This window comes from Spongiactinospora sp. 9N601 (genome assembly GCF_044326295.1).
GTDB classification, from domain to species: Bacteria; Actinomycetota; Actinomycetes; order Streptosporangiales; family Streptosporangiaceae; genus Spongiactinospora; species Spongiactinospora gelatinilytica.
Genome location: NZ_JBIRBB010000020.1, coordinates 115,259 through 127,218, shown reverse-complemented (window position 1 = coordinate 127,218; position 11,960 = coordinate 115,259). Strand labels below are relative to the sequence as shown.

At 73.5% G+C, this 11,960-nt stretch carries 6 protein-coding genes; all 6 read right to left on the bottom strand.

Translation table 11 applies throughout. The annotated features are described in order from the left end of the window. Window positions 1–259: 259 nt before the first annotated feature. From ACH34R_RS36660 to ACH34R_RS36635, 6 genes are read right to left on the bottom strand one after another with little or no spacing between them, the layout of a single operon-like run. Window positions 260–5,863 carry an amino acid adenylation domain-containing protein gene (locus ACH34R_RS36660; protein WP_397566180.1) on the bottom strand — a complete coding sequence of 1,868 codons (5,604 nt, stop codon included), beginning with the start codon at window positions 5,861–5,863 and terminating at the stop codon, window positions 260–262. Continuing rightward, complete coding sequence (locus ACH34R_RS36655; RefSeq protein ID WP_397566179.1) at window positions 5,860–6,954, bottom strand: 2-oxo acid dehydrogenase subunit E2; 1,095 nt, start codon at window positions 6,952–6,954, stop codon at window positions 5,860–5,862. The genes ACH34R_RS36660 and ACH34R_RS36655 overlap by 4 nt, the downstream gene beginning before the upstream one ends. Continuing rightward, window positions 6,947–7,930, bottom strand: coding sequence for an alpha-ketoacid dehydrogenase subunit beta (locus tag ACH34R_RS36650; RefSeq protein ID WP_397566178.1), 984 nt, complete (start codon window positions 7,928–7,930; stop codon window positions 6,947–6,949). Before ACH34R_RS36650 ends, ACH34R_RS36655 begins: the two co-directional genes overlap by 8 nt. Further along, entirely contained in the window at window positions 7,921–8,859 is a 939-nt protein-coding gene (locus ACH34R_RS36645) for a thiamine pyrophosphate-dependent dehydrogenase E1 component subunit alpha (protein ID WP_397566177.1), read from the bottom strand. The genes ACH34R_RS36650 and ACH34R_RS36645 overlap by 10 nt, the downstream gene beginning before the upstream one ends. Continuing rightward, complete coding sequence (locus ACH34R_RS36640; RefSeq protein WP_397566176.1) at window positions 8,852–10,327, bottom strand: condensation domain-containing protein; 1,476 nt, start codon at window positions 10,325–10,327, stop codon at window positions 8,852–8,854. Before ACH34R_RS36640 ends, ACH34R_RS36645 begins: the two co-directional genes overlap by 8 nt. Continuing rightward, the gene (locus ACH34R_RS36635) at window positions 10,324–11,760 is read right to left on the bottom strand and encodes a class I adenylate-forming enzyme family protein (RefSeq protein ID WP_397566175.1); all 1,437 of its coding nucleotides are present in this window, start codon (window positions 11,758–11,760) and stop codon (window positions 10,324–10,326) included. Before ACH34R_RS36635 ends, ACH34R_RS36640 begins: the two co-directional genes overlap by 4 nt. Window positions 11,761–11,960: the final 200 nt, after the last annotated feature.

The window sequence follows — 11,960 nt, the reverse complement described above, 5'->3', positions numbered from 1 at the left end:
GGGCCGCCCCTGCCCATGGGTCCCCCGGTGCCTCGGACCTCTTGTCGGCCCGGCTCCGGCGACCGCCCGAACCCATGAGGCGGCCTGATGCCCCAGAACATGCAGGAGCGGGCCACCCCGCGGTCTGAAACCTTCAGCCTGGAGAAACGTCCCGCAGTTGGTCCACATCCGGGGGTTCTGGGTGTGTGAGCGGCCACGGGCCCGCCCCCTCTACGGGCCCGGGGCCGCGCCACACCGTGGGTTGCCTGATGGGTGATCTTCAGGGGCGAGGGGTCTTGTCGGGGTGGGGGTTCGGGGTGGTCGGGTGGGTGCGGCCTTCTAGTACGGCCAGGCCGACGAGGTCGTCGGGGAGGGCGTCGGGGACGTGCGTGTCGAAGCGCGACAGGGCGCGTACCCGCAGGGCGATCAGTACCAGGAGGGCGATGGCCAGGCCAAAGAGCAGGTACATGAGTCCGATGCCGCGTCCCTCACCGGTGCCGATCACCGCGCCCACGGTCCCGGCCAGCGGTCCGCCGGGCGCGAGCAGCGGCTCGAACAGCGCCGTGCCGTACGGGGCGACCAGGCCGAATCCGACCGGCAGGGTGGACCAGGCGATCATCTGGTTGATCGCGAACACCCGGCCGTGGAAGCGCTGCGGCACCTTGACCTGGATGAGGGTGGCGTAGACGCCGTTGAGGACGGCGAGCCAGTACGACATGCCGAACGCGCCGACGCCGATCACGACCAGGCTGTCCACGACGCCGGTGGCCAGGCAGAACGCGGCCAGGGCGAGCCCGGACAGCAGCATGCCGCGCATCCGCAGCCGGCGCGGCCCGCCCCACACGGCCACGGTCAGGCCGCCGAGCAGCGCGCCGAGGCCGCCCGCGAACGACACCTTGCCGACGTCCTGGAGGGTGGCGAACGCGAGCACGAGCGGCGAGATCAGCAGGAACAGCGGCGAGACGAGCACGTTGAACACCGCGAAGAAGGCCAGCATGCCGCGGAACCCGCGATGGCCCCAGGAGTAGCGGAAGCCGCCGATCATCTCGGCCATGACCGTTTCCCTGCGGCGCGCGGCCATGGTGGCGGGGAACTTCGTGGCCAGCAGGACGGCGATGGCGAGGGTGTAGCCGGTCACGTCGAGGATGAGGATGCCCTCCAGGCCGATCACGGCCATCAGGGCGACCGCGACCAGCGGCACGATGAGCTGGGCCGTTCCGGTGGCGGTCTGCACGATGCCGTTGGCGTGCCCGAGGTAGCGCTTGGGGACCAGTTGCGGGATGGCGGACTGGTAGGCGAGCCGCTGGAAGGCGAGGGCCACGGAAAGGATGGCGAGCAGCGGATAGACGTGCCAGATCCGCAGGTTGCCGGTCCACAGGAGGCTACCGAGGCAGAGCTGGACGCCGCCGGCGGCGACGTTCGCGGCCAGCATGACCCGGCGGCGGTCGAAGCGGTCGGCGACCGCGCCCGCGAGGGGGGCCGCGAGCAGGCCGGGGACCAGTGCGATCACCGAGAACAGGGCGTAGCTGACCAGGGAGCCCGTGGTGAGGTAGATCCAGATCGGCACGGCGAACTCGGTCAGCGCCGCACCGAGGATGGACGCGAGCTGACCGACCGCCACCAGCATGAACCGGCCCATACTGGGCGACGCCCCGGCCCCGGTCGGCGGCCCGGCCACGGTCCGCGCCGACGCGGGGCCCGCTGGTACGGCCCGCCCGACGTCCGGCTCGGTGCGAGGAGCCGGGACGAGGGGGGACGTGCCTGTACCACCGTCGGCCCCCGCATCGGTGGGGTCGGTGATGGGGCCGGGACTGAGGCCGGTGACCGCGGCGGGGGCGGCGGTGGTGGCCGGGTCGGTGGTCGCGGTTGCGGTGGGGTCGGTGTTGAAGTCGCCGGCCGGGGTGAGGGCAGCGGGCTCAGGGGTGGTGGTGGAGATGGCGTGGAGCCACCAGGTGGGAGTGGTGATCAGGGTGCCGGTGGGAAGGGAGGGGTGGACGGTGGTGAGGATGGCGGCCAGTTCGGTCGCGCGGTACTTGAGGAAGAAGTGGTTGGCCTCGTCCAGGACGACCAGGCCCACGGTGGAGGCGATCAGGTGCCACTCCGGGTAGCGCTCCTGGTAGAACTCCATCGCCGGGTCCCGCTCGCCCGCCACCGAGATGACCGGGGCGCGCAGCGGTGACATTCCCTCGCGGAAGAGTCGGGCGAAGTACTCCTCGGCCTCGCGCGTGCTCTGGCGGCGGTTCTCGATGATCAGCTTGAGCTGGTCGGGGGCGAGTTCGTCCACGTCAAGGCCGGAGGCGCGCAGGGCGTTGGCCCAGAAGCGGTCGCTGCGCAGCCGGTCCATCCGGGCCGCGAGCCGTGCCAGCGGACCGGCCGGGCGGGAGAACGGGAAGATCCCGCCCAGGTAGACCGCCTCGACCTCGCGTCCGGCCGCCTCCAGCCTGCGGGTGACCTCCACGGTGAGGGTGACACCGAGGCCGCAGTGCCCGTACAGCACGATCGGTCCCCGCACCGACTTCAGGATCTCCGTGGCGCACTGTTCGGCGACCTCGGCCGAGGGCCGGGCGGTTTCGCCCAGTTCGTTCCCGGGGACCGCGACGGAGTACAGGTCCCAGTCGTCCGGCAGTGCGTCGGCGAGCGGCTGGTAGATGACCGCGCTGCCGCCACCGTACGGCACGCACACCGCCGTCGCCGCGACCCGCCGTCCGGCGGGGGTGAGCCGGTGCAGCAGCCGATCGGACGCGCCCGCCGCGCCCGCCTCCATGACCTTGGCCAGCCGCCGCACGGTGGGGTGCTTGAAGACGTCCAGGATGGTGGGCCGGCGTCCGTCCGGCGGTACGGCGTGCCGCAGCCGGGCCACGAGCTGGGCCGCGAGCAGCGAGTGCCCGCCGAGGTCGAAGAAGTCGTCCAGGACGCCGACCCGCGCCAGCCCCAGCACGCCCGCCCAGATCCCGGCGACCGCCTCCTCCAGCGGCGTCTCCGGCTCCACGAAGCCGGTCTCCTGGTCGGGGCGCTCCTCGCCGGGGTCGGGCAGCGCGGCGCGGTCCACCTTGCCGTGCGACTTCAGCGGGAGTTCGTCCAGCCACACGTAGCGGGCGGGGACCATGTAGTCGGGCAGTCTGCCGGCGAGGTCGGAGCGCAGGTCGCCGACGTTCATGGCGGCCCCGACCAGGTAGGCGACCAGCCGGTCGGCGCGGGCCTCCACGACCGCCTGGTCGATGCCGGGGAGGTCTTCGAGCACGGCCTCGATCTCGGCGAGTTCGACGCGGTACCCGCGCACCTTGACCTGGAGGTCGCGACGGCCGAGGAAGTGCAGGTCGCCCTCGGGCGACCAGCGGCCGATGTCACCGGTGCGGTACATCCGCGCGCCGGGCTCGCCGAACGGGTCGGGCAGGAACCGCTCCGCGGTGAGCGCGGGGCGGCCCAGGTAGCCGCGGGCCAGCCGGTCGCCGCCCAGGTAGACCTCGCCGGGCACGCCGATGGGCGTGGGCGCGAAGTTCTCGTCCAGTACGTAGACCCGGGCCCCGGGCAGCGGGCGGCCGATGGGCAGCATGCCGCCCGCGCCCGGCGTACCCGGGACGGCGTACGTCGTGATGCCGACGGTGGCCTCGGTGGGCCCGTAGTGGTTGACGACATCACATGAGGCGGTGAGGCCGGCGGCCCAGTCGGCGCGCGACGCCTCGCCGCCGAGGATCAGCGTGCGCCGCGGCAGCAGGTTCGCCTCGGGGGCCTCGGCCTGAAGGGACGCCAGGTGGGACGGGGTGATCTTCAGGTAGTCGGTGCGGCTGAAGCGTTCGGCCAGTTCGACGGCGGGGGTGCGGGGCGAGACCAGGTGCAGCCGGCCGCCGGTGAGCAGCGCCAGGTAGAAGATCGTCACGCCGAAGTCGAACGACAGCGACTGCGCCAGCGTGAAGTCCGCGCCCTCGGGCACGCCGAGCCGCTGCCGTACGCCCGCCAGGTAGTTGACCACCTGGCGGTGCTGGATGCCGACGCCCTTGGGCCGCCCGGTGGTCCCGGAGGTGTAGATCACGTACGCCAGGTCGTCCGGCGACGCGCTCCGCACGGGGAGCGGATCGAGGCCGGCGGGGACGTCGCCGATCAGGATCACCTGGCCGGTGAGGAGTTCCGTGTGCTCGGGGACGGTGATCACGGCCCGGGCGTCGGCGTCCTGGAGCATGTAGCCGATCCGGTCGCGCGGGTAGGCGGGGTCGATCGGGATGTACGCGCCGCCCGCCCGCAGTACGCCCAGCACGGCGACGGCGAGGTCGGCGGACTGGTCCAGGCAGACGCCCACCCGCACGTCGGGACCGACGCCCGCGGCGCGCAGGTGGGCGGCGAGCCGCCCGGTCCGCAGGTCGAGTTCGGCGTAGGTCAGGCTCTCTCCGCCGCAGACGATCGCGGTGGCGTCCGGGGTGGCGGCGGCCTGCGCGGCGATCAGTTCCGGCAGTGACCCGGCGGGCTCGGGGAGCGGTTCCGCCGGCAGGCTGAAGCGGTCGAGCGCCGCCCGTTCCTCGGCGGTGAGCAGGTCCAGCCGGGAGACCGGGGTCTGCGGCGCGTCGGCGATGGACCGCAGCAGCCTGGCGTAGCGCGCGGCCATCCGCTCGATCGTGCCGGGCAGGAACAGGTCGCTGTTGTAGATGACGTAACCGCTCAGGCCGTCCGGCGTCTCGTGCAGGTAGAACGACAGGTCGAACCGGGACGCGGCGGGCGGCAGCGTCACCCCGGTCACGGAGTACCCGCCGACCGGCGCCGCGGCGGCGGCCCCGTAGTTCTGCAGCGCGAACATCACCTGGAACAGCGGCGTGCGGCTCACGTCGCGGGCCACGTTCAGGTCGCCGACCAGCCGGTCGAACGGCAGGGCCTGGTGGGCGTAGGCGTCCAGCGCGGTCTCCCTGGTACGCGCCAGCAGGTCGCGGAACGACGGGTCGCCGGCCAGGTCGGCGCGCAGCACCAGGGTGTTGACGAACATGCCGACCGCGCCGTCGAGTTCGGGCACGTCACGCCCGGCGACCGGCGAGCCGACCGCGAAGTCGGCCTGCCCGCTGTGCCTGGCCAGCAGCACCTGCAACGCGGCCAGCAGCACCATGTACGGCGTGGCCCCGCACTCGGCGGCGAGGGCGGCGATCCGCCCGGTCAGCGCGGCGTCGATGTGGAACTCGTGCCCGGCCCCGGCGCTGCTCTGCTCGGCGGGCCGCGGCAGGTCGGTGGGCAGGTCCAGGGCGAGCAGCCCGGCCAGCCGTTCGCGCCAGTAGGTCAGTTCGCCGTCGTGGTCCCTGCCGCGTTCCCATAGCGCATAGTCGCCGTACTGCGCCCCCGGCGGGTCCGGCGCGGCGTCCCCGCCGCACAGCGTCAGCACCTCGCGCAGGATCACGTCCGCCGACCAGCCGTCCGCCACCAGGTGATGAACGGCCAGCACCAGCAGGTGGTCGCCGGGCGCGATCGTCACCAGCGCCGCCCGCCACAGCGGCCCGGCCGCCAGGTCGAAGGTGCGGGCGAGCAGCGCCGCGCCCGCCGCGCGGGCCGCGTCCTCGCCGGGGATCTCCAGGACGGTCAGCTCGACCCGGGGCTCGGCGTCGATCACGACGTGGGGCCGCCCGTCGCCGTCGGTGGGAAAGCGCATGCGCAGCGCCTCGTGCCGGGTGGCGACCCCGGCCAGGGCGGTCGCGAGGCGGGGGCCGGTCAGTTCGCCCTGTACGCGCACGACCAGCGGGATCGTGTAGGCGGTGGTGCCCGGCCGGTACTGCTCCAGGAACCACAGCCGCTCCTGGGCGGGCGTCAGCGGCGGCTGCGCGGCAGGGTCGCGGGGGGTGATGACCCGCGCCCGGGTACGCCGCCGCAGCCGCTGCGCGAGCAGGGCCTTCTTGTCCGGCGAGAGGGTGGTCACGCGGTCTCCGGAGTCTCGATGATCTGCTTGAGGCGGCCCATGTAGAGCGCGGCGTCCCGGCCGTTGACCAGCCGGTGGTCGTAGGCGATGCCGATGGTCGCGTGGGTGCCGTCCGAGGGCGGGGTGACGGCGAGCGCGCAGGCCGTGCCGGGCAGCACGTAGGGGATGGCGAGCACGACGTCGGGCTCGGTGTGCAGGGTGATCACCATGCCGGCGCCGCTCAGCTCCCGCTCGGTGAACTCGCCGCCTGCGGCGGCCACCCGGTACTTCATCAGCAGCGTGGCCAGTTCCTTGACGCCCATCCTGGCGGCGTCGTGTACCACCGGGACGAACAGGCCCTCCCCCGCGTCCACGGTGACGCCGATGTGCGGCGCGTCGGGGATGTCGGCGGCGGTGCCGTCCGGGGTGAGGGTGGCGAAGAACATCGGGTGGTCGGCGTAGGTCTCGGCGACCGCCATCACGAACAGCTCGGCGAGGCCCACCGGCCGGCGGGTCTCCCTGGTCAGGCGGGTGGCGCGGGCCAGCAGCGGCCCGAGGTCCATCCGCACGGCGGTGTAGGCGGCGGGGATGGTCTGGTGCGAGGTCTCCACGGCGCGGCCGACCGCCCGCTGCACGCGCGACAGCGGGCGGCGCCTCCCGCCCGCCGGGCCGGGGGTGTCGGCGGGCCGGGCGGCGGGCGCGGCGAGCCGTTCGACGTCGGTCCGCCGCACGACCGCGACGCCGAGCGCGCGGACCGCGTCCTCGGTGATGCCCATTTCGTTCATCAGGGCCCGCGCCGGTTCGGTGATGAGCGGGCCGTCCGCCTCGGGTACGGCGTGCCCGGGTACCGCGGCTGGCTCCCGCCGCGCCGGAGCGGCGGCCGAGGCGGTGATGTGCGCGATGGACTGGGCGGGCCGGCACCACGTCCCCGCAGGCACGCCGTGATGCAGGTGGCCGGTCTCCTCGGCGGTCAGTTCCTCGGCCGCCTTGGAGGTCTCCACGATCACCATGGGGTCACCGGAGCGGATCGGCGCGCCGTCCTCGACGAGCCATTCGACCAGGAGGTACTCGGCGTCGTTGTTGTTCAGCTTGGGGACGCGGATGTCAGCCACGGAGGGCCCTTCTGATGGCTCGGTGGATCGACGACTCGCTGACCAGCACGCGTTCTTCGAGGTGGGCGGCGGTGGGGATGATGGAGTCCGCGGAGTGGACCAGTTGCACGGGCCGGGCCAGGCGGTCCCACATGCGGCCGTGCAGCACGTGCGCGACCTCCGCGCCCCACGTGCCGCCCGCCGTGCTCTCCTCGACCACGAACACCGAGTTCGCCGCGCCGATCGCCGCGGGGAAGTCGAAGGGGTACAGGCGCGAGGGGATCAGGAGGGCGGCGGTGATCTCGTCCTCCAGCAGCAGCGCGCGCATCGCGGCGAGCGCCTTGTGGGCGGTGCCGCCGGTGGCGATGATCACGCAGTCGGGGTCGCCGCCGGGAAGGGCGACGCGCGCGAAGCCGTCCGGGGTCTCCGGCGGGGTCAGCCGGAACGGCTCGGCCGCCGGGTACATCGGGCGGGTGTAGAGGACCTTGTCCTCGAACAGCACGCAGGGTTCGCCGCGGTCCAGCATCGCGGCGAACACCGCGTGGTTGTCATGGAACGGCGAGACCTCGTAGATCGCCAGGCCGGGCACGCCGAGCAGGTGTTTTTGCGGGCTCTGGCTGTGCGTGGGGCCGTATCCGCGCCCGCCGCCGCTGGGGCAGCGCACGACCATGCGCAGCGGCAGCCGCTTGCCGTACATGGTCACCGACTTGGCGGCGAAGTTGACGAGCTGGTCGAAGGCGAGGGTGACGAAGTCGCCGAACATGATCTCGGCGATGGCGGTGTCCCCGGCCAGGGCGAGCCCGGCGGCCATGCCGGTGAGCGCGCCCTCGCTGATCGGGGTGGACAGCACCCGGCCGGGGAAGCGCTCGGACAGGCCACGGGAGATCTTGAACGCGCCGCCGTACGGGTCGGTGATGTCCTCTCCGAGCAGGTAGGCCCGGGGGTCGCGGTCGAGCAGGTCGTGCAGCGCCGCGTTGAGGTTGTCGGCTACCCGCACGCGGCCCGCCCGGTGGACGGCGGGCGGGCGGCGACCTCGTCGGCCACCGCCGCCACGTACGCGCGCTGCTCGGACTCCACCCTGGCCAGCCCGGCGGGGTCGGCCTCGGCGTAGCGGTGGTACCAGTCGCCCGCGCTGGCCTCGCGCAGCGCCTGTTCATCGCGCGTGTCGTCGCCCTTGCTGTGCGGGCCGAGCCGATGGGCGCGGAACTCCAGCACCAGCGGCCCGCGCCCGGCCCGTACGTGCCCCAGCGGCCCGGCGACGATGTCGCGGATCTCCGCGGGGTCGGTGGAGCCGATCGCGAGGTGCGGAACGCCGAAGGCGGCGGCCCGCCCGGCGATCGTCCCGGCCAGGTGCGCGCTCGTCGGCGTGGACTGGGCGATGCCGTTGTTCTCCACCACGACCACGACCGGCAGCCGCCACAGCGCCGCGATGTTCAGCGCCTCGTAGACCGCGCCCTCGCCGAACGTGCCGTCACCGATGTAGGCCCAGGCCGCGGCGCCCGGCTCGGCGCGCGAGAGGTGCAGCGCGACGCCCGCCGCGACCGGCAGGCTCTCGCCCTGCACGCCGGTGGACATGTACCGGTCACGGTGGACGTGCTGGCTGCCGCCCACGCCCCCGCAGACCGCGCCCTCGCGGCCCATGATCTCGGCGAGCAGGCCGTGCGGGTCGCGGTACCTGGCCAGGTAGTGGCCGTGGCCCCGGTGGTTGCTGAAGACGTGGTCGCGCGGGTCCATCAGCGGGGACAGCGCGACCGGCACGTGCTCCTGCCCGAGGCAGGTGTGCGTGGTGCCGTTGAGCATCCCGGCGGCGAACAGGTCGAGCAGCTTGTACTCGAACGCCCGGATCATCAGCATCAGTTCGAGGTCGTCGCCGCCCCCGCCGGGGTACGGCAGGCCGCCCGGCGGCCGGTCGAGCAGGTCAGTCATTGCGGACCGCCTGAAGCACCCCGGCGATGGTCGGCGTCTCGAAGAAGGCGTCCAGCGGCACCTCCAGCTTCAGCCGCTTGCGCATCCTGGCGATGATCTGGGTGATGGTCAGCGAGTGCGCGCCCAGGTCGAAGATGTCGTCGTGCGGCCCGATCGGCGAGATGCCAAGGACCTCCTCCCAGATCCCGGCGACCTCGCCCGCGAGCGGGTCGTCCACCTCGCCGGGCGCCTCGGTCACCGGAGCGGCGGCAACGGCTTCGGCCACGTGCGCGGCGCGGATGTCCAGCAGCTTGGACAGCGGCGCGTCCGGGGCGGCGGCCAACCGGTCCAGCAGCGCCACCAGTTCCCCGGCGACCGCCCCCGCCTCGGGGACCTCCTCGGGGTCGTACCGCAGCGAGCCGGTCAGGCCGCCCGCGGTGTCCAGGAACTGCAGTTGGAGCGATCCCCTGACCGCGTGGTTGGCGGCCAGCCATTCGACCGACGCGTCGAGTCCGGCGAAGTCCGGTTCGGGCTCCTCGCGCCTGCGGTAGCTGATCGAGACCGGCGCGAGCGCCGCGTGCGGGCGCAGGCCGGGCACGGCGCGGGCGAGCGGGAGGTGCCGGTGGGCGTAGAGCGCACGGAGTTCGGCGCGCAGCCCGGCGGCGAAGTCCGCGAACGGCATGCCCGCCTCGGGGCGGCTGAACAGCGGCAGCTCGTTGACGAACGACCCGATCGCCGCGGCGTCGCCGGGGCGGCGGGTGCTCAGGTCGATCGCGGTGACGACGTCCTGGTTGCCGTAGGAGCGCAGCAGCGCGTGCAGGGCGGCGGTGAGGACCTCGAACCTGGTCAGCCCGGGGATCGCGAAGTCGGTGTCGGTCTCGAAGGCGACGGTACGGCCCGGGGCGGTGCCCCGGGAGCGGCCCGGCGCTCCGGGCAGCGCGACCAGGCCCGGCTCGCGCCAGCGGGTGTCCCAGAAGCCGGGGGCGGGCTCGGTGTCCGGGCCGGACACCTCGGGCACCGGGAATACCGGCGGCCGGGCGCCGCCGTAGGCCGCGGCCAGCTCGGCGACCAGCAGATCCTTGGACCTGCCGTCGAAGACGAGGTGGTGGGCCACGACGAGCAGCAGGTGCCGCAGCGGTGACTCGCCGACCATGGTGAAGCGGACCAGCGGCCCCGCCGCGAGGTCGAACGGCCGCACCACCTCCCGGCGCAGGATCTCGCTCAGCGCCTCGCCCTCGGCGGCGATGTGGGCGACCTCCACGGGGGCGTCGCCGCTCCGCAGGTACGGCACGCCGTCGTCCTCCTCGACGCGCCCGGACAGCACCGGGTGCCGTTCCACCACGGCCGCGCACGCCCTGATCAGCGCGCCCCGGTCGAGCGGGCCGCGCAGCCTGATCACCACGGGCACGTGGTAGGCCGAGCCCGCGCCCAGCCGTTCGTTGATCCACATGCCGTGCTGGACCGCGTCCACGGTCGTCGTACCGATCATCGTGCTCCTTCTCGCAGGAGGCGCTTGTCCACCTTGCCCGCGTGGTTTCTGGGGAGGGCATCCATCAGGACGACCCGGGCGGGGCGTTCGTGCGGGGCGAGCCGGTCGGCGAGGAAGAGCCGCAGCTCCTGCGGGGTCACCGAGCCGACGAGGGCGAGCGCGACGGACATGCCGAGCGTGGGGTGCGGCACGCCGAACGCGGCGGCCTCGCGGACCCCGGGGCACTCGTGCGCGGTCTCCTCCACGTGCAGCGTGGAGACCTTGAACGCGCCCGACTTGATCACATCGCTCTCGCGGTCCACCAGGTAGAGGTAGCCGTCCTCGTCGAGCCGCCCGAGGTCGCCCATCCGCACCCAGCCGTCGCGGAACACCTCGCGGCTGCCCCGCTCGTCGGCCCAGTAGGCGCGCGGGGCGGCCGGTGAGCGCAGCCACACCTCGCCGGTCACGCCGGCGGGCACCGGCTCCCCGGCCGCGGTGGCGATCTTGACGGTGCCGCCGCCGACGGCCTGGCCGACGCTGCCGGGCCGGTCGGGGTCGTACATCATGATCGTCTGGGCCGGGTAGGACTCGGTCGAGGTGTAGTAGTTGACGATGGCGGCGCGCGGGAAGGCGGTGCACAGCCGTTCGGCGACCGGGGCGGGCAGCGGCGCGGCGGCCGAGCCGAGCAGGCGCACGCACGACAGGTCGTGGCGGTCCTGCACACCGGCGGCGAGCAGTTCGACCGCCATGGCGGGCACGAGGAACACCGTGCCCGCGTGGTACTCCTCGATCAGTGCCGCGAACCTCCCCGGCGTGAAGCGGGGCAGGGTGACCGTGGCCGGGTGCGCGGACAGGGCGGTGACCAGCATGGTCTGCCCGGCGTTGGTGCCGATCGGGAAGGCGTGCGCGAGGTGGGCGGAGTGGGCGAACGGCCGCCTGCGACCACCGTGGCCGAAGGTGAGGTTGGCATGCGTGGCGGCCACGCCCTTGGGCCGGCCGGTGGTGCCGGAGGTCAGCAGGATCTGCGCGATGTCGCCGGGACGCGCGGGCGCTGGCTCGGCGCCGCCGCCGAGCGGCAGGTCGCCGGGCCGTAGCACGGTCGCCGCGCCGCAGTGCGCGAGCGCCGCGTCGATCTCGGCTTCGGCCAGCCGGTCCGACAGCGGTACGGCCACCGCCCCGGCGGCGGTCACCCCGCAGAAGGTCACCGCGTAGTCGATCCAGTCGCCGTTTCCGAAGACCAGTCCGACGCGGTCGCCGCGGCCGACGCCGCGGCCGGCCAGGCCGCGGGCCACCTCGGCCGCGCCGCGGTCCCATTCGGCGAAGGTGAGCGAGCCCGGGCGGGCGCCGAACGCGCCGCTGCCGCCTCCGTGGACGATCAGCGCCTCCCGGTCGGGGTCGGCCTGAGCGCGGGCATGGAGAAGGTCGGGAATGGTGAGGTTGGAGATCGCACTCATGGGTGAGCCCCCGGGCGTCACGTAGCCATCTGTCAACACCGTCTTGACTCTTGCGCGAAGCGGAATAGTAAGGTTTCTTTCTGGAAAGAAACCTTTCCTTTTCGGCGAGATCGACAGTTTTACATGGGCTCTGGAGAGCCGCAACCCCTTGTGAGGACAGGGCTTGCGGCAGCCGCGAGGCCCGTGGAACACTGGGCCCA